The organism is Flavobacterium sp. K5-23 (assembly GCF_023278045.1).
Lineage (GTDB): Bacteria > Bacteroidota > Bacteroidia > Flavobacteriales > Flavobacteriaceae > Flavobacterium.
In genome coordinates this window covers 2523716-2543766 of record NZ_CP056783.1, presented here as the reverse complement: position 1 = coordinate 2543766, position 20051 = coordinate 2523716, and the positions used below count along the sequence as shown (strand labels likewise).

The window sequence follows — 20051 nt, the reverse complement described above, 5'->3', positions numbered from 1 at the left end:
TAACTCGAATATTATTTATTTTATAGGAAATTGATAAAAACAAAAAAAACCTATCCGGTTTGGATAGGGTTTTCAAAAGAAAGGCGACGACATACTCTCCCACATAACTGCAGTACCATCTGCGCAGGCGGGCTTAACTACTCTGTTCGGGATGGGAAGAGGTGAGCCCCGCCGCAATAACCACCTTAAGGTTGTTATAATTGCTTTGGGCAATTATCATAATTATTAATTAACTAAAGTTAACTATCAATTACAAAATATCTTAACATACTGAGATAAAGAAAAAAGTATTTTTTAGAAAGTTTCTCCCCCCGCCGAAGCAGGGGAAAAGTGTACATAAGCTTACGGGTTATTAGTACTACTCGACTATGACATTACTGCCTTTACATCTATAGCCTATCAACGTGGTCATCTCCCACGACCCTTAAAAGAAATCTCATCTTGTGGTGGGTTTCGCGCTTATATGCTTTCAGCGCTTATCCCTTCCAAACGTAGCTACTCTGCGATGCTCCTGGCGGAACAACAGATACACCAGAGGTTTGTCCAATTCGGTCCTCTCGTACTAGAATCAGATCCACTCAAATTTCTTGCGCCCACAGTAGATAGAGACCGAACTGTCTCACGACGTTCTGAACCCAGCTCGCGTGCCACTTTAATGGGCGAACAGCCCAACCCTTGGGACCTTCTCCAGCCCCAGGATGTGACGAGCCGACATCGAGGTGCCAAACCCCCCCGTCGATATGAGCTCTTGGGGGGAGATCAGCCTGTTATCCCCGGCGTACCTTTTATCCTTTGAGCGATGGCCCTTCCATGCGGAACCACCGGATCACTATGCTCTACTTTCGTACCTGATCGACCTGTATGTCTCTCAGTCAAGCTCCCTTATGCCATTGCACTCTACGCACGGTTACCAAGCGTACTGAGGGAACCTTTAGAAGCCTCCGTTACTCTTTTGGAGGCGACCACCCCAGTCAAACTACCCACCAAGCAATGTCCCCCGCGTTCGCGGGTTAGGCCTCAGACAAACAAAGGGTTGTATTTCAACAATGACTCCACAACGCCTAGCGACGCCACTTCACAGTCTCCAACCTATCCTACACATCATTTGTCCAAGGTCAATACTAAGCTATAGTAAAGGTGCACAGGGTCTTTTCGTCCCACTGCGGGTAAACGGCATCTTCACCGTTACTACAATTTCACCGAGCTCATGGCTGAGACAGTGTCCAGATCGTTACACCATTCGTGCAGGTCGGAACTTACCCGACAAGGAATTTCGCTACCTTAGGACCGTTATAGTTACGGCCGCCGTTTACTGGGGCTTCATTTCAATGCTTCTCCGAAGATAACATCTCCACTTAACCTTCCAGCACCGGGCAGGTGTCAGGCCCTATACTTCATCTTACGATTTTGCAGAGCCCTGTGTTTTTGATAAACAGTCGCCTGGACCTCTTCACTGCGGCCACGCCGTAAAGCGTGGCGACCCTTCTCCCGAAGTTACGGGTCTATTTTGCCTAATTCCTTAGCCATGAATCTCTCGAGCACCTTAGGATTCTCTCCTCGACTACCTGTGTCGGTTTGCGGTACGGGTACTCATTACCTGAAGTTTAGAGGTTTTTCTTGGAAGCCCTTAGGCGCACTATCTCTTTGTCCGAAGACTCCGAGTACTATCGTATTTCCCCAAGATCTGTGGATTTGCCTGCAGATCTTATAGGTAGGTACTTCAACGAACTATTCCGTCAGTTCGCGGCGCTTTCATCACTCCGTCACCCCATCACAGTAATAAGTAGTACGGGAATATTAACCCGTTGTCCATCGACTGTCCCTTTCGGGTTCGCCTTAGGTCCCGACTAACCCACAGCTGATTAGCATAGCTGTGGAAACCTTAGTCTTTCGGTGTGCGGGTTTCTCGCCCGCATTATCGTTACTTATGCCTACATTTTCTTTTCTCACCAGTCCAGCATACCTTACGATACACCTTCTACCCTGTGAGAATGCTCCCCTACCACTCCATAATTTAATATGAAATCCATAGCTTCGGTAATACGCTTATGCCCGATTATTATCCACGCCGTCCGCTCGACTAGTGAGCTGTTACGCACTCTTTAAATGAATGGCTGCTTCCAAGCCAACATCCTAGCTGTCTATGCAGACAAACCTCGTTCTTTCAACTTAGCGTATATTTGGGGACCTTAGCTGATGGTCTGGGTTCTTTCCTCTCGGACTTGGACCTTAGCACCCAAGCCCTCACTGTTATGAAACATTATATAGCATTCGGAGTTTGTCAGGAATTGGTAGGCGGTGAAGCCCCGCATCCAATCAGTAGCTCTACCTCTATATAACTTTACGCATAACGCTGCACCTAAATGCATTTCGGGGAGTACGAGCTATTTCCGAGTTTGATTGGCCTTTCACCCCTACCCACAGGTCATCCGAAGACTTTTCAACGTCAACCGGTTCGGTCCTCCACTGTGTGTTACCACAGCTTCAACCTGCCCATGGGTAGATCACACGGTTTCGCGTCTAACACTACTGACTAAAGCGCCCTATTCAGACTCGCTTTCGCTACGGATCCGTGGCTTAACCACTTATCCTTGCCAGCAACGTTAACTCGTAGGCTCATTATGCAAAGGCACGCCGTCACCCCACGAAAGGGCTCCGACCGCTTGTAAGCGTATGGTTTCAGGATCTATTTCACTCCGTTATTCACGGTTCTTTTCACCTTTCCCTCACGGTACTGGTTCACTATCGGTCTCTCAGGAGTATTTAGCCTTAGCGGATGGTCCCGCCAAATTCAGACAGGATTTCTCGTGTCCCGCCCTACTCAGGATACCACTATCGTTATCTTCTATTACTTATACAGGGCTATCACCTTCTTTGGCTCTACTTTCCAGTAGATTCTAATTCTATCCGCAACAAATAACGTGGTCCTACAACCCCAACATTGCCGTAACAACATTGGTTTGGGCTAATCCGCGTTCGCTCGCCACTACTTACGGAATCACTTTTGTTTTCTTCTCCTCCGCCTACTTAGATGTTTCAGTTCAGCGGGTTTGCTCACCTATCGGTGTACTATGTCTTCAACATAGTGGGTTGCCCCATTCGGGTATCTACGGATCGATCGATGTGTGCTCGTCCCCGTAGCTTTTCGCAGCTTATCACGCCCTTCATCGCCTCTGAGAGCCTAGGCATTCCCCATACGCCCTTATTTTGCTTATTGTACCAATCTTAAAATCAATTAAGACCGTTTTTTTTCGATTTACTAAATAAATAGTAAATCTGCTTTCTACTTTTTATTATTTTCTTATCTCAATATGTCAATGAACTTTTTTCTAGGCAATAGGTAATAGCCAAAAGGCATTAGTATCGCTTCGTTATCTAGTTTTTAAACTCTTGCCTATTGGCTTTTGTCTAATTACTAAATTAGTGGAGAATAACGGAGTCGAACCGTTGACCCCCTGCGTGCAAGGCAGGTGCTCTAGCCAGCTGAGCTAATTCCCCAATACAGTTGGCAGTGTTCAGTATTCAGTTTTCAGTAACTTTACTTTACATCCAAATGAGTTGTGAATTGCTAACTCTAGATTCTTCTTTTTTTTTTTTTTTAAGTTTAAATAGTTGTCTCGGACAGACTCGAACTGTCGACCCCTACATTATCAGTGTAGTACTCTAACCAGCTGAGCTACGAGACACTCTTTATTCTTAAATTGTATTATTTGAACTAACAGCAAGAGTAATAAATTTTAATCTTTGTTTCCAATTTCTCTTTTCGTCTCTTTCCCTAGCGTGTTGATAAATCAACTAACACTAAGGCTCTAGAAAGGAGGTGTTCCAGCCGCACCTTCCGGTACGGCTACCTTGTTACGACTTAGCCCTAGTTACCAGTTTTACCCTAGGCAGCTCCTTGCGGTCACCGACTTCAGGCACCCCCAGCTTCCATGGCTTGACGGGCGGTGTGTACAAGGCCCGGGAACGTATTCACCGGATCATGGCTGATATCCGATTACTAGCGATTCCAGCTTCACGGAGTCGAGTTGCAGACTCCGATCCGAACTGAGAACGGTTTTGTAGATTCGCTCCTACTTGCGTAGTGGCTGCTCTCTGTACCGTCCATTGTAGCACGTGTGTAGCCCAAGGCGTAAGGGCCGTGATGATTTGACGTCATCCCCACCTTCCTCACAGTTTGCACTGGCAGTCTCGTTAGAGTTCCCGACATGACTCGCTGGCAACTAACAACAGGGGTTGCGCTCGTTATAGGACTTAACCTGACACCTCACGGCACGAGCTGACGACAACCGTACAGCACCTTGTAATTTGTCTTGCGAAAGATCTGTTTCCAAACCGGTCAAACTACATTTAAGCCTTGGTAAGGTTCCTCGCGTATCATCGAATTAAACCACGCTCCACCGCTTGTGCGGGCCCCGTCAATTCCTTTGAGTTTCAAACTTGCGTTCGTACTCCTGGGTGGGATACTTATCACTTTCGCTTAGCCACTGAGATTGCTCCCAACAGCTAGTATCCATCGTTTACGGCGTGGACTACTGTATCTAATCCTGTTCGCTACCCACGCTTTCGTCCATCAGCGTCAATCCATTAGTAGTAACCTGCCTTCGCAATTGGTATTCCATGTAATCTCTAAGCATTTCACCGCTACACTACATATTCTAGTTACTTCCTAATAATTCAAGTCAGACAGTATCAATGGCCGTTCCACCGTTGAGCGATGGGCTTTCACCACTGACTTATCTGACCGCCTACGGACCCTTTAAACCCAATGATTCCGGATAACGCTTGGATCCTCCGTATTACCGCGGCTGCTGGCACGGAGTTAGCCGATCCTTATTCTTACAGTACCGTCAAGCTCCGACACGTCGGAGGGTTTCTTCCTGTATAAAAGCAGTTTACAATCCATAGGACCGTCATCCTGCACGCGGCATGGCTGGTTCAGGCTTGCGCCCATTGACCAATATTCCTCACTGCTGCCTCCCGTAGGAGTCTGGTCCGTGTCTCAGTACCAGTGTGGGGGATCTCCCTCTCAGGACCCCTACCCATCGTAGTCTTGGTAAGCCGTTACCTTACCAACTAACTAATGGGACGCATGCTCATCTTTTACCGTTGTGACTTTAATTACATCCTGATGCCAAGGTCGTAATACTATGAGGTATTAATCCAAATTTCTCTGGGCTATCCCTCTGTAAAAGGTAGATTGCATACGCGTTACGCACCCGTGCGCCGGTCTCTAGGAAGCAAGCTCCCTATACCCCTCGACTTGCATGTGTTAAGCCTGCCGCTAGCGTTCATCCTGAGCCAGGATCAAACTCTTCATCGTATATTATGCGAATCAAATTGCTTTGATTCTATTTATTTTTGACTGAAGATCTATCGGTTTTTCAAATCTCTCGATTCATTACTCTTTATTCTTGTGTTCTTGAAATCTCTCTCAAAAACGGCTGTCAATTCAATATGTCTAGGAACGTGTTCTTCTTGTTTTTTTCGTCTCGTTTAACACCTAAGGTGTTTCTCGAAGCGGGTGCAAAGATACTATCTTCTTTCTAATCTCACAAATCTTTTTTCCGATTTTATTCAGTTAATTTTGATTTGGTTTTCATTAAAAAAGTAAGAACTTGTTTGCTGTTGCGGGTGCAAAAGTAGACACTTTATTCAGTTATTCAAGCTTTTTGAACCGTTTTATTTTATGTTTTTTCAATTAAAACTATATATAGTTGATATCGTGTGTTTTGCAATTCATACTCTTTGCCGTAAATTATCATTTAAACAATTAAAAAGCCATATCAGACCCTTTCTAAACTCATAAAACAACTATTAACCTCTCTCATAATCCAAATAATTTCTCTAGACACCGTCATTAAAAACAACAATAACATACCCAATCCCCATAGTTACCACAAAGCTGAATTGCATAAATTAAAAAAACAGCACCAATACCCCCTTTAAACTATCCTTAGTTATTACTTTGCAGCAACAATCAAGTCCTCTTTTTAAAACTATCAAACGCTAAACCACACCCTATTCCTGTTTTATTTTAAGAGACTCAACTGCATATTACATCCGTTTAATAAATAAAAAAAAATGATAAATCAATAAATCAAAATACAGAATAATCAGGATCAGGAACAAAACCTGGGGAGGATTTAATATAAAATCAAAAGAGTATAAAATAAAAAAACCCGTTTCGTAAGAAACGGGTTTTAGAATCTGTAACAAGTCCAGATTAAAGAAAGACGACAAGCCGAGCCGTTAGGCGAACACGTCGATCCTATGAAAAACAAAAAACCCTATCCAGTTTGGATAGGGTTTTCAAAAGAAAGGCGACGACATACTCTCCCACATAACTGCAGTACCATCTGCGCAGGCGGGCTTAACTACTCTGTTCGGGATGGGAAGAGGTGAGCCCCGCCGCAATAACCACCTTAAGGTTGTTATAATTGCTTTGGGCAATTATCATAATTATTAATTAACTAAAGTTAACTATCAATTACAAAATATCTTAACATACTGAGATAAAGAAAAAAGTATTTTTTAGAAAGTTTCTTCCCCCGCCGAAGCAGGGGAAAAGTGTACATAAGCTTACGGGTTATTAGTACTACTCGACTATGACATTACTGCCTTTACATCTATAGCCTATCAACGTGGTCATCTCCCACGACCCTTAAAAGAAATCTCATCTTGTGGTGGGTTTCGCGCTTATATGCTTTCAGCGCTTATCCCTTCCAAACGTAGCTACTCTGCGATGCTCATGGAACAACAGATACACCAGAGGTTTGTCCAATTCGGTCCTCTCGTACTAGAATCAGATCCACTCAAATTTCTTGCGCCCACAGTAGATAGAGACCGAACTGTCTCACGACGTTCTGAACCCAGCTCGCGTGCCACTTTAATGGGCGAACAGCCCAACCCTTGGGACCTTCTCCAGCCCGGGATGTGACGAGCCGACATCGAGGTGCCAAACCCCCGTCGATATGAGCTCTTGGGGAGATCAGCCTGTTATCCCCGGCGTACCTTTTATCCTTTGAGCGATGGCCCTTCCATGCGGAACCACCGGATCACTATGCTCTACTTTCGTACCTGATCGACCTGTATGTCTCTCAGTCAAGCTCCCTTATGCCATTGCACTCTACGCACGGTTACCAAGCGTACTGAGGGAACCTTTAGAAGCCTCCGTTACTCTTTTGGAGGCGACCACCCCAGTCAAACTACCCACCAAGCAATGTCCCCCGCGTTCGCGGGGTTAGGCCTCAGACAAACAAAGGGTTGTATTTCAACAATGACTCCACAACGCCTAGCGACGCCACTTCACAGTCTCCAACCTATCCTACACATCATTTGTCCAAGGTCAATACTAAGCTATAGTAAAGGTGCACAGGGTCTTTTCGTCCCACTGCGGGTAAACGGCATCTTCACCGTTACTACAATTTCACCGAGCTCATGGCTGAGACAGTGTCCAGATCGTTACACCATTCGTGCAGGTCGGAACTTACCCGACAAGGAATTTCGCTACCTTAGGACCGTTATAGTTACGGCCGCCGTTTACTGGGGCTTCATTTCAATGCTTCTCCGAAGATAACATCTCCACTTAACCTTCCAGCACCGGGCAGGTGTCAGGCCCTATACTTCATCTTACGATTTTGCAGAGCCCTGTGTTTTTGATAAACAGTCGCCTGGACCTCTTCACTGCGGCCACGCCGCAAAGCGTGGCGACCCTTCTCCCGAAGTTACGGGTCTATTTTGCCTAATTCCTTAGCCATGAATCTCTCGAGCACCTTAGGATTCTCTCCTCGACTACCTGTGTCGGTTTGCGGTACGGGTACTCATTACCTGAAGTTTAGAGGTTTTTCTTGGAAGCCCTTAGGCGCACTATCTCTTTGTCCGAAGACTCCGAGTACTATCGTATTTCCCCAAGATCTGTGGATTTGCCTGCAGATCTTATAGGTAGGTACTTCAACGAACTATTCCGTCAGTTCGCGGCGCTTTCATCACTCCGTCACCCCATCACAGTAATAAGTAGTACGGGAATATTAACCCGTTGTCCATCGACTGTCCCTTTCGGGTTCGCCTTAGGTCCCGACTAACCCACAGCTGATTAGCATAGCTGTGGAAACCTTAGTCTTTCGGTGTGCGGGTTTCTCGCCCGCATTATCGTTACTTATGCCTACATTTTCTTTTCTCACCAGTCCAGCATACCTTACGATACACCTTCTACCCTGTGAGAATGCTCCCCTACCACTCCATAATTTAATATGAAATCCATAGCTTCGGTAATACGCTTATGCCCGATTATTATCCATGCTCGTCCGCTCGACTAGTGAGCTGTTACGCACTCTTTAAATGAATGGCTGCTTCCAAGCCAACATCCTAGCTGTCTATGCAGACAAACCTCGTTCTTTCAACTTAGCGTATATTTGGGGACCTTAGCTGATGGTCTGGGTTCTTTCCCTCTCGGACTTGGACCTTAGCACCCAAGCCCTCACTGTTATGAAACATTATATAGCATTCGGAGTTTGTCAGGAATTGGTAGGCGGTGAAGCCCCCGCATCCAATCAGTAGCTCTACCTCTATATAACTTTACGCATAACGCTGCACCTAAATGCATTTCGGGAGTACGAGCTATTTCCGAGTTTGATTGGCCTTTCACCCCTACCACAGGTCATCCGAAGACTTTTCAACGTCAACCGGTTCGGTCCTCCACTGTGTGTTACCACAGCTTCAACCTGCCCATGGGTAGATCACACGGTTTCGCGTCTAACACTACTGACTAAAGCGCCCTATTCAGACTCGCTTTCGCTACGGATCCGTGGCTTAACCACTTATCCTTGCCAGCAACGTTAACTCGTAGGCTCATTATGCAAAAGGCACGCCGTCACCCCACGAAAGGGCTCCGACCGCTTGTAAGCGTATGGTTTCAGGATCTATTTCACTCCGTTATTCACGGTTCTTTTCACCTTTCCCTCACGGTACTGGTTCACTATCGGTCTCTCAGGAGTATTTAGCCTTAGCGGATGGTCCCGCCAAATTCAGACAGGATTTCTCGTGTCCCGCCCTACTCAGGATACCACTATCGTTATCTTCTATTACTTATACAGGGCTATCACCTTCTCTGGCTCTACTTTCCAGTAGATTCTAATTCTATCCGCAACAAATAACGTGGTCCTACAACCCCAACATTGCCGTAACAACATTGGTTTGGGCTAATCCGCGTTCGCTCGCCACTACTTACGGAATCACTTTTGTTTTCTTCTCCTCCGCCTACTTAGATGTTTCAGTTCAGCGGGTTTGCTCACCTATCGGTGTACTATGTCTTCAACATAGTGGGTTGCCCCATTCGGGTATCTACGGATCGATCGATGTGTGCTCGTCCCCGTAGCTTTTCGCAGCTTATCACGCCCTTCATCGCCTCTGAGAGCCTAGGCATTCCCCATACGCCCTTATTTTGCTTATTGTACCAATCTTAAAATCAATTAAGACCGTTTTTTTTCGATTTACTAAATAAATAGTAAATCTGCTTTCTACTTTTTATTATTTTCTTATCTCAATATGTCAATGAACTTTTTTCTAGGCAATAGGTAATAGCCAAAAGGCATTAGTATCGCTTCGTTATCTAGATTTTAAACTCTTGCCTATTGGCTTTTGTCTAATTACTAAATTAGTGGAGAATAACGGAGTCGAACCGTTGACCCCCTGCGTGCAAGGCAGGTGCTCTAGCCAGCTGAGCTAATTCCCCAATACAGTTGGCAGTGTTCAGTATTCAGTTTTCAGTAACTTTACTTTACATCCAAATGAGTTGTGAATTGCTAACTCTAGATTCTTCTTTTATTTAAGTATAAATAGTTGTCTCGGACAGACTCGAACTGTCGACCCCTACATTATCAGTGTAGTACTCTAACCAGCTGAGCTACGAGACACTCTTATTCTTAAATTGTATTATTTGAACTAACAGCAAGAGTAATAAATTTTAATCTTTGTTTCCAATTTCTCTTTTCGTCTCTTTCCCTAGCGTGTTGATAAATCAACTAACACTAAGGCTCTAGAAAGGAGGTGTTCCAGCCGCACCTTCCGGTACGGCTACCTTGTTACGACTTAGCCCTAGTTACCAGTTTTACCCTAGGCAGCTCCTTGCGGTCACCGACTTCAGGCACCCCCAGCTTCCATGGCTTGACGGGCGGTGTGTACAAGGCCCGGGAACGTATTCACCGGATCATGGCTGATATCCGATTACTAGCGATTCCAGCTTCACGGAGTCGAGTTGCAGACTCCGATCCGAACTGAGAACGGTTTTGTAGATTCGCTCCTACTTGCGTAGTGGCTGCTCTCTGTACCGTCCATTGTAGCACGTGTGTAGCCCAAGGCGTAAGGGCCGTGATGATTTGACGTCATCCCCACCTTCCTCACAGTTTGCACTGGCAGTCTCGTTAGAGTTCCCGACATGACTCGCTGGCAACTAACAACAGGGGTTGCGCTCGTTATAGGACTTAACCTGACACCTCACGGCACGAGCTGACGACAACCATGCAGCACCTTGTAATTTGTCTTGCGAAAGATCTGTTTCCAAACCGGTCAAACTACATTTAAGCCTTGGTAAGGTTCCTCGCGTATCATCGAATTAAACCACATGCTCCACCGCTTGTGCGGGCCCCCGTCAATTCCTTTGAGTTTCAAACTTGCGTTCGTACTCCCCAGGTGGGATACTTATCACTTTCGCTTAGCCACTGAGATTGCTCCCAACAGCTAGTATCCATCGTTTACGGCGTGGACTACCAGGGTATCTAATCCTGTTCGCTACCCACGCTTTCGTCCATCAGCGTCAATCAATTAGTAGTAACCTGCCTTCGCAATTGGTATTCCATGTAATCTCTAAGCATTTCACCGCTACACTACATATTCTAGTTACTTCCTAATAATTCAAGTCAGACAGTATCAATGGCCGTTCCACCGTTGAGCGATGGGCTTTCACCACTGACTTATCTGACCGCCTACGGACCCTTTAAACCCAATGATTCCGGATAACGCTTGGATCCTCCGTATTACCGCGGCTGCTGGCACGGAGTTAGCCGATCCTTATTCTTACAGTACCGTCAAGCTCCGACACGTCGGAGGGTTTCTTCCTGTATAAAAGCAGTTTACAATCCATAGGACCGTCATCCTGCACGCGGCATGGCTGGTTCAGGCTTGCGCCCATTGACCAATATTCCTCACTGCTGCCTCCCGTAGGAGTCTGGTCCGTGTCTCAGTACCAGTGTGGGGGATCTCCCTCTCAGGACCCCTACCCATCGTAGTCTTGGTAAGCCGTTACCTTACCAACTAACTAATGGGACGCATGCTCATCTTTTACCGTTGTGACTTTAATTACATCCTGATGCCAGGTCGTAATACTATGAGGTATTAATCCAAATTTCTCTGGGCTATCCCTCTGTAAAAGGTAGATTGCATACGCGTTACGCACCCGTGCGCCGGTCTCTAGGAAGCAAGCTCCCTATACCCCTCGACTTGCATGTGTTAAGCCTGCCGCTAGCGTTCATCCTGAGCCAGGATCAAACTCTTCATCGTATATTATGCGAATCAAATTGCTTTGATTCTATTTATGTTTGACTGAAGATCTATCGGTTTTTTCAAATCTCTCGATTCATTACTCTTTATTCTTGTGTTCTTGAAATCTCTCTCAAAAACGGCTGTCAATTCAATATGTCTAGGAACGTGTTCTTCTTGTTTTTTCGTCTCAATAAACACCTAAGGTGTTTCTCGAAGCGAGTGCAAAAGTACAACTTCTTTTCATTCTCGCAAGCGTTTTGAAAAGTTTTTTTTTAGAAACTTTCGTTTCTCTTTTTCTTTCTTTTTAAACCCGGTTTCCCGTGTTTCGCTTACTCAATTTGTTAAAGAACTTGTTTGCTATTGCGGGTGCAAAACTACCTCCTTTTTTCAGTTATTCAAGCTTTTTAAACGCTTTTATTTGACGTTTTTTTATCTTTTGTTTTAAATTGCTTAAAACGTGGTTGTTGAATTTATATATTTCCTCTGTTTTTATCAAAACCTAAGAAATTAGACACAACAACCAATGAAATATGAATACCGAACTATCTATTATGAAAACAACTCAATTTGAATTACAAATTTAATCAGCCTATATTATTATAGAAGTTCCAATTTATAATCATATAAGCAACGTACCGGATCCTCTATCTTATATATAGGTGTCTTTTTAAAAAGAAGTTTAGATTCAGAGATTGCGTTAGGGATAGAAGTGAAAAGCCCACAGTCCCGATTTTTTTTCGGGACGAGGACTTGTAACGGATAGCCCGACCTATTATAAAAAAAAAAGAGACTATACCTTATATATAGGTATAGTCTCTTTTTTTTTATAATGGGGAACGCCCAAATACAATTATAGATTTGGATTTTGTGCTTTCTCTAACCAAAAATCAGAAAGTTTATCATAATCTACAACATCAGCAGGCGGTTGGTTTTGTAACCTACCAGATTCGAAAGCTCTAACCAAAATTGTTTCTATCAGGTAATCCTCATTGACATCATAAGGTGCGAATTTTGTTTTCAAATTAATATCAAACAAACTAGCAGCAGAGTTAGACCAAAATGCTTTCCAGCCACTCTTTAGCGTTTTTACTAATTCAAAGGTTGTAATCCCTGTTTGTCTATGAATTAATTTCACCAAAATTTGTCCCTGTTTACGTGATAGCTTTTTAAGCTTAGCTTCAAACTCGTTATTGAGATAATCTTCAACAATCTTGAAATACTTTTTCTTTTCTTTATTAGTGGAAAGTCTGGCCATACCTTTATTAAGCAGTATCAGTCTTTCGGAAGCTAACTTGGCATAGGGATAGGTTTTATATACCCTGTTTTGAAGAATAAGAAATTGCTTCTTTGCTTCAGGATCTAGTTTTATCTTAGAAACCACAATTTCCTCCAGTTGTATGGTGTCATTTACAATATCGTCAGATTCCAATAATTCGTATCCCATCTTAATGGTATCCTTTTGAATTACTTGAGCTTGGACAGCTATGGACATAAAAAACAAACCTAAAAAATATTTAATAATCTTCATTGGGGTAAAAGTTTTATTTGTAAAATTATACATTATATACACAACTGTAATACCAAATTTATAATTTAGCAAAAAAATAATTTTATGAGCACTAAATCGATATTAAAAAAATCCTCCATTACCTTTTTAGAAAAATACTTAAATAATGCTTCCCCAACAGGTTTTGAAGCTGAAGGACAGAAAATATGGATGGAGTATTTGAAACCTTATGTGGATACATTTATAACCGACACCTATGGTACCGCGGTGGGAATCATTAATCCTGATGCTCCATACAAAGTTGTTATAGAAGGTCATGCTGATGAAATTTCATGGTATGTAAATTACATTACAGATGATGGATTAATCTATGTTATTAGAAACGGTGGTTCAGATCACCAGATAGCTCCTTCAAAACGCGTTAACATTCACACTAAAAAAGGAATCGTAAAAGGTGTTTTTGGATGGCCAGCTATTCATACACGTAATAAAGATAAAGAAGAGAATCCTAAAATCAGCAATTTATTCATTGACATAGGCTGTGAAACCAAAGAAGAAGTTGATAAAATGGGAGTTCATGTAGGTTGTGTTATCACCTACCCTGATGAATTTATGATTTTGAATGAAAATAAATTCGTTTGTCGTGCTATTGATAATCGTATGGGTGGTTTTATGATTGCCGAAGTGGCTCGTCTATTACACGAAAACAAAATAAAATTACCTTTCGGGTTGTATATCACAAATTCGGTTCAAGAAGAAGTAGGATTGCGTGGTGCTGAAATGATCACAAAAACCATCAAACCTAATGTTGCCATTGTAACTGATGTATGTCATGACTCTACAACTCCTATGATTGAAAAGAAAATTGAAGGAGAAACTAAAATAGGAAAAGGACCAGTGGTAACTTACGCTCCTGCTGTACAAAATAATTTAAGAGAATTAATTCTTGATACTGCCGAAGAAAAGAAAATTCCTTTTCAACGCTTAGCTTCATCAAGAGTTACTGGAACAGACACTGATGCTTTTGCATATAGCAATGGCGGTGTAGCTTCGGCTTTAATTTCGCTTCCGTTACGTTATATGCATACCACTGTAGAAATGGTACACCGTGACGATGTTGAAAATGTGATTAAACTAATCTATGAAACACTATTGAAATTAGAAAATAACGAGACATTCTCTTATTTCAAATAGTATAAGGAGCTATTCCCGCTATACGCTAAATCCACGCAAAAAAGCGTGGGATATCGCTGCTATCGGGGCTATACCATAGATGTAAAATAGATCAATATCTAATTAATTCTATATTTTACTTTCATTTGGTCAATTATAAAACCTAATTAAAGATTCAACTGTTTCTTAGAAATTTTAAAAGCTGTAATTCTAATTTTGAATTACAGCTTTTTTATTAACTTTACTTTATATCAAATTCAATATGCAATCAAAAGCCGAAACGGTTGAAGACTATTTAAAAGATCTTCCAGAAGAAAGAAAAGAAGTAATTGATAAACTTCGAGAAATAATCTTAAAGAATATCCCAAAAGGTTTCATAGAAGAAATGAGTTATGGAATGATAGGATATGTCGTTCCCCATAGTTTATATCCTGATGGCTATCATTGCAATCCAAAGCTACCTCTTCCTTTTCTTAATATTGCCTCACAAAAAAATTTCATTGCTTTGTATCATATGGGTATTTACGCAAAACCCGAACTGTTAAAATGGTTTACTGATGAATTTCCAAAACATTCTAAACTAAAACTGGATATGGGAAAAAGCTGCATAAGATTCAAAAAAATAGATCAAATCCCTTTTCAATTAATTAAAGAACTTGTCCAAAAAATGTCAGTAGAAGAATGGATAATATGTTATGAATCCCAATTTAAAAAATCAAAATAAACACTAACCTCTAAATTTAAAACTATGAGAATCTTAAAAAGGATTTTATTTGCATTATTAGGATTAATTGCTCTCGCATTAATTGTGGCTCTATTTATGCCAAAAGAATATGCTGTTGAAAGAGAAATCAGTATCAATCAACCCAAAGACAGTGTTTTTACCTATATTAAGTACTTGAAAAACCAAGACAACTTTAGTATTTGGGCAAAAACAGATCCTGAAATGAAAAAGACATTTTCGGGCGTTGATGGAACTGTTGGAGCAATTTCTTCATGGGACAGTAAAAATGAAAATGTAGGTGTAGGAGAACAAGAAATCAAAAAAATTATAGAAGGGGAACGTATTGATTTTGAATTACGTTTTAAGTCCCCATTTGAATCAACAGCTAGTGCATATATGACTACAGAAACTATTTCTACTAACGAAACAAAGGTTAAATGGGGCTTTAATGGCGATATGAATTACCCTATGAATCTTATGCTTCCGTTTATGGGTATGGATGAAATGATTGGAAAAGACTTAGAAATAGGACTTGCCAATTTAAAAGTTTTATTGGAAAAATAAACCATTCTATATTTTTTATCTAATTATTCTAAAATAAAATACCCAGCTGTAAATTGCACTTTCAATTTACAGCTGGGTATTTTTATCTAAAATAAAGGCTCTTATTTATATTTTTCCGAAATACATCGCTTTTACGATACCATCAGAAAGTCCAATTTTAGGAACGTAAATATTTCTTGCTCCACTCCATTTCATAGCATTGAGATAAATTCTCACCGCAGGAATAATTACATCGGCACGATCGGGGTTTAACCCTAATTCGGATATTCTTTGCTCGTATGTAAGTGAACTTAAAAAAGCATATTGTGAGTTAATATAAATGTATGACAAAGGTTTTTCCTGTGTCTTACCGGACATTTTAAACAATTTATTAATATTCCCTCCTGAACCTATAAGAGTAATCTCTTCAAATTCCTGAGTATTTAATCTAATCCATTTTTCTATTTCTTCCCAAACTACATCAATTACCATTTCATTAAGTAAACGTACAGTACCGGCCTTGAATGATTTTGAAGTAATTATTTTCCCGTTTGAAAACAAAGTAAACTCTGTACTTCCTCCTCCCACATCCACAAAAAGATAGGTTTGATCTGTATTTAAAAGATGTAGTAAATCAGTAGAAGCAATAATTGCAGCTTCCTTTTTACCATCAATAATTTCTATTTTTATATTTGCTTTTTTCTTGATAATATCAGCCACTTCTTTTCCGTTGAAGGCTTCCCTCATCGCTGATGTGGCAAATGCTCTATAACTTTCTACTTTATGAACTTTCATTAATAGATTGAATGCTTTCATGGCATCACACATTCTATCTATATTTTCCTCTGATATTTCTCCTACAGTAAATGCATCCTGCCCTAAACGAATAGGCACACGAACTAGTGAGCTTTTATTAAATTGGGGTTCTTTCCCATTTTGTTCCACAATATTCACAATCAATAAACGCATGGCATTAGAACCAATATCAATTGCGGCATATTTTTTTATTTTAATCATTCTTTAATATGATTTTGAGTATTTTTTAATTGATTATAAATTCAAATGAAATATTAAAAACTTTCATCTAACAAATCAACCTTCTTTTGATAATATTTATACATCTCTAATTGTGCTCTAAATACAGGATCTCCATTTCTTTCTCTATATTTATTATCTAATTCACTTGAATGGTACCGTGCTTTAATATTCCCTTTCCATCCTATATCAAAATTATCAATCAACTCCTTTTTAATTGATTCATCGTATATTGGACAACTTACTTCTACCCTACCATCTAAATTTCTAGTCATAAAATCCGCAGATGATATATACACTTCCGGTTGACCAACATTCCCGAAAATATAAATTCTAGAATGTTCCAAGTAATTATCAACGATACTAATCGCTTCGATGTTTTCACTCAATCCTTTAACTCCTGGTATTAAGGAACAAATTCCTCTTACCTGTAGTTGAATTTTCACCCCTACTTTACTCGCTTCATATAATTTATCAATCATACCAAGATCAGATAGGCTATTCATTTTTAATTTGATATAAGTCTTCCTACCAGCAAGGGCGTGCAATATCTCTCTATCAATCAATTTATAAAAACGTACCCTAGTATAATGTGGCGATACAATAAGATGTTTATACCTATGAATCCTATAGTTAATGTCAAAAAATTCAAATATTTTATTAATATCCTTTAATATCTGTTGGTGACAAGTGAATAGTGTAACGTCAGTATAAACTTTAGCTGTCTGTTCGTTAAAATTCCCCGTAGAAATAAAACCGTAGCGTTTTGTTTTATTATTTTCAAGTCTTTCAATTACACAAATTTTGCTGTGTACCTTAAGTCCTTTTATACCAAAAATAAGTTCAATTCCTTCGGTTTGCATTTGTTCAGCATAGGAAATATTAGATGCTTCATCAAAACGAGCTTGTAATTCAATTTGAACAATTACTTTTTTTCCGTTTTTTGCAGCATTAATAAGCGAACTAATAATTTGGGAGTTTTTGGCTAATCTATATAATGTGATTTTTATTGATGTTACCTTTGGATCAAGTGCTGCTTCTCTTAAAAATCTTGTGAGATAAGAAAAAGATTGGTATGGTGCATTCAATAAATAATCTTTCTTACTTATTTGTTGTAATATACTTCCATCAAGGCTTAACCCAGGTATTGGCAAAGGAACATTTGTTTTATAAAGCAAATCATATCTTCCAAGATTCGGGAAGTTCATATAATCCCTTCTATTATGATATCTCCCACCAGGAATAATACTATCAGTAGAGACAATTTTCATTTTGTCAAGGAAAAACTCAAGAGTATCTTTTTCAATTAATTGGTCATATATAAATCGAACTGGCTCACCAATCCTTCTTTCTTTAACTCCTAATGATATTTTCTCGAGCATACTTTTACTCAAATCACTATCTATTTCTAATTGTGCATCTCTAGTTATTTTAATCATATGCATTGATATAGAATCATAATCAAAAATACTGAAGATGTTTTCTAAATTATGCCTAATCACATCATCGATCAATATCACATATTGTTTCTCACTACTCGAAGGCAAAACAACAAAACGATTCATTGTTTTGGGAATTTCAATAATTGCATAACGAACTTCCGAATTTTGTTTCATTACTAATTTTATGGCTAAATAGCCTGAATTATCTTTTAGTAATGGGAACTCGGCCAAATCATTTAAAATAATTGTAACAAGCTCTGGGCTCAATTTCTGTATAAAGAAGTCTTTTAAAAACACTTCCTGCACATCTGAAATTTCTGTTTCATTAATTATGAAAATATTTTCAGACTCTAGTTTTGTTTCAATTTCTTTTAAAATCAGTAAACTTTCTGTTTGATGTTCTATAACAATCTCAGTAATATCTTTTACTAATTGCTCAGCTGAAATCCTCCCAAGAACTTTCTCTCCTGAGATACCTAATAAACTTAACCTTCTTATAGCTGCAAAACGAACTCTAAAAAACTCATCTAAATTATTGGAAAAAATTCCTAAAAAACGCAACCTATCTAAAAGTGGTACTGAATCATCTGCTGCTTCTTGAAGTACTCTGGCATTAAACGCTAACCAACTTTTTTCTCTATCTATATATTTTCTATCTAACACTCTTTTTATTTTAATTCCTTAGGAAATATTATTTTAATTGTTTTGCCTTTATTTATTTTATCCCAGTCATCCGAATCAAATTGTATAGATACAAATCCTGCTGTAGGAACATTATGAACAAAAACATCCCCAAATTTATTAACAAAATTTGTAATAGCCGCATTATGTCCGAAAAGAATAATACTGTCAAAATCATTATCACATGACTTAATTACTTTTTCCAATTGATTTTCATCGAAAGTGTAAAGATTCTCTTTATATACTATACTTTCTTCAGGATATTGAATGTTTTGAGCAAAAATAACTGCGGTATCCGAAGCACGTTTAGCTGTACTACTCCAAATCACAAACGTTTTAGGTAAAAAACCTAAGATGTTTGATGAAACTAAATGAGCTTTTTTAATTCCTTTTTTAGTTAATGGCCTATCCTTGTCCTGAATAGGTAAATCCCAACTTGATTTTGAATGTCTAATTAATATTAAGTTTTTCATATTAAAAAAGATTTACTTACCATTCTCATTTTCTATTTGTAACAGAAAGATACAATTAATTATGTAAATATTATTATAAAAATCAAATTCAATAAGAGAAAAATTATAGAGATAATCAAAAAAGTACCTAATTAATACATCTATTATTTAGAAAATACCATGAAATTAAACTGCATAACTAAGTAAGTTTACGCCTGTTATTTTTCAATATTCATGTAGTTTACCGATGTTTTTCACAAAAAATCAATCAAATTTCATAATCCTAATACAAAATATTATAAATTCGCTATCTCAAAATGTTAATTATAACTTTAATAAAAGATATAAAATTTTATATTAATTATATAAAGATTAAAATAATTTAAAAGTATAATGCGTTTATATCTTTAGTAAGAAAAAACTAAACCCTAAATACCTACTAAAAAAGACTTCATATGAAAAAAAACACTTTAATTTATATCACTCTATTTAGTGTCATTTCATTAAGTATGTTTGGTCAAAAATCAAATCACTCAGACCTTGGAACAAATGAAGTTAAATTTGTATCTATAAATGTAATAAGCACCTATGAAAGAGTAGCTGAAAAAGGCTATAAATCTATTGATATGTTTCAAAAATTAGGAAACTCATTTTATGAAAATTTCGAATATGAAAAAGCAGCGAGATGGTATGGTGAATTATTCAAAATGACCACTGATTTAGATCAAAAATATTATCAACAATATGCTCACTCATTGAAATTAACTGGACAAAATAATAAAGCAAGCGAATTCTTAGAAAAGTATGACACAAAATTTGTTGCAAAACTTGAATCTCCACTTGTAAAAAAATAGAGCAGAATATTTTATAAAACTATTATGTTAAACCATTGTGAGAAATTATCTTGATAATTTCTCACAATGGTTTTTTTTTATAAAATTTCAATTAATGAATAA

Annotated in this window: 8 protein-coding genes, 4 tRNA genes and 6 rRNA genes; 4 read left to right on the top strand and 14 right to left on the bottom strand. The window is 39.3% G+C overall.

The genetic code is table 11. The annotated features are described in order from the left end of the window. Window positions 1-78: 78 nt before the first annotated feature. The 11 genes from rrf (FLAK523_RS11065) to FLAK523_RS11015 form a co-directional block, all read right to left on the bottom strand. Window positions 79-188, bottom strand: a 5S ribosomal RNA gene (rrf, locus tag FLAK523_RS11065). Between the two features lie 144 nt (window positions 189-332). Next, window positions 333-3217: ribosomal RNA gene (locus FLAK523_RS11060) — 23S ribosomal RNA — on the bottom strand. Between the two features lie 207 nt (window positions 3218-3424). After that, a tRNA-Ala gene (locus tag FLAK523_RS11055) sits at window positions 3425-3498 on the bottom strand. A gap of 114 nt (window positions 3499-3612) precedes the next feature. Continuing rightward, window positions 3613-3686, bottom strand: a tRNA-Ile gene (locus tag FLAK523_RS11050). Between the two features lie 127 nt (window positions 3687-3813). Continuing rightward, window positions 3814-5323, bottom strand: a 16S ribosomal RNA gene (locus tag FLAK523_RS11045). 995 nt (window positions 5324-6318) lie between these two features. After that, window positions 6319-6428: ribosomal RNA gene (rrf, locus tag FLAK523_RS11040) — 5S ribosomal RNA — on the bottom strand. A gap of 144 nt (window positions 6429-6572) precedes the next feature. Next, window positions 6573-9452, bottom strand: a 23S ribosomal RNA gene (locus FLAK523_RS11035). 207 nt (window positions 9453-9659) lie between these two features. After that, window positions 9660-9733 (bottom strand) — tRNA-Ala (locus FLAK523_RS11030). Between the two features lie 107 nt (window positions 9734-9840). Then, window positions 9841-9914 (bottom strand) — tRNA-Ile (locus tag FLAK523_RS11025). Between the two features lie 126 nt (window positions 9915-10040). Continuing rightward, window positions 10041-11556 (bottom strand): 16S ribosomal RNA (locus FLAK523_RS11020). Together the 16S, 23S and 5S rRNA genes with 4 tRNA genes alongside form the textbook arrangement of a ribosomal RNA operon. A gap of 832 nt (window positions 11557-12388) precedes the next feature. After that, on the bottom strand, window positions 12389-13066 hold the full coding sequence (locus FLAK523_RS11015; RefSeq protein ID WP_248903375.1) for a DUF4294 domain-containing protein: 678 nt from the start codon (window positions 13064-13066) through the stop codon (window positions 12389-12391). Between the two features lie 84 nt (window positions 13067-13150). Between FLAK523_RS11015 and FLAK523_RS11010 the strand changes: the two genes are divergently transcribed. The 3 genes from FLAK523_RS11010 to FLAK523_RS11000 all read left to right on the top strand — a co-directional run bounded on the left by FLAK523_RS11010 (window position 13151) and on the right by FLAK523_RS11000 (window position 15506). Then, entirely contained in the window at window positions 13151-14239 is a 1089-nt protein-coding gene (locus tag FLAK523_RS11010; protein ID WP_248903374.1) for a M42 family metallopeptidase, read from the top strand. Between the two features lie 241 nt (window positions 14240-14480). Beyond that, window positions 14481-14942, top strand: coding sequence for a DUF1801 domain-containing protein (locus tag FLAK523_RS11005; RefSeq protein ID WP_248903373.1), 462 nt, complete (start codon window positions 14481-14483; stop codon window positions 14940-14942). A gap of 24 nt (window positions 14943-14966) precedes the next feature. Continuing rightward, the gene (locus tag FLAK523_RS11000) at window positions 14967-15506 is read left to right on the top strand and encodes an SRPBCC family protein (protein WP_248903372.1); all 540 of its coding nucleotides are present in this window, start codon (window positions 14967-14969) and stop codon (window positions 15504-15506) included. 105 nt (window positions 15507-15611) lie between these two features. Here FLAK523_RS11000 and FLAK523_RS10995 read toward each other — a convergent pair whose 3' ends face one another. The 3 genes from FLAK523_RS10995 to FLAK523_RS10985 are packed head-to-tail and all read right to left on the bottom strand — an operon-like array spanning window position 15612 to window position 19116. After that, on the bottom strand, window positions 15612-16502 hold the full coding sequence (locus FLAK523_RS10995; protein ID WP_248903371.1) for a Ppx/GppA phosphatase family protein: 891 nt from the start codon (window positions 16500-16502) through the stop codon (window positions 15612-15614). 53 nt (window positions 16503-16555) lie between these two features. After that, complete coding sequence (ppk1, locus tag FLAK523_RS10990; RefSeq protein ID WP_248903370.1) at window positions 16556-18625, bottom strand: polyphosphate kinase 1; 2070 nt, start codon at window positions 18623-18625, stop codon at window positions 16556-16558. 5 nt (window positions 18626-18630) lie between these two features. Further along, window positions 18631-19116 carry a histidine phosphatase family protein gene (locus FLAK523_RS10985; RefSeq protein ID WP_248903369.1) on the bottom strand — a complete coding sequence of 162 codons (486 nt, stop codon included), beginning with the start codon at window positions 19114-19116 and terminating at the stop codon, window positions 18631-18633. A 434-nt stretch (window positions 19117-19550) separates the two neighbouring features. Here FLAK523_RS10985 and FLAK523_RS10980 point away from each other — a divergent pair, with 434 nt between their 5' ends. Next, window positions 19551-19949 carry a hypothetical protein gene (locus tag FLAK523_RS10980; protein WP_248903368.1) on the top strand — a complete coding sequence of 133 codons (399 nt, stop codon included), beginning with the start codon at window positions 19551-19553 and terminating at the stop codon, window positions 19947-19949. Window positions 19950-20051 lie beyond the last annotated feature (102 nt).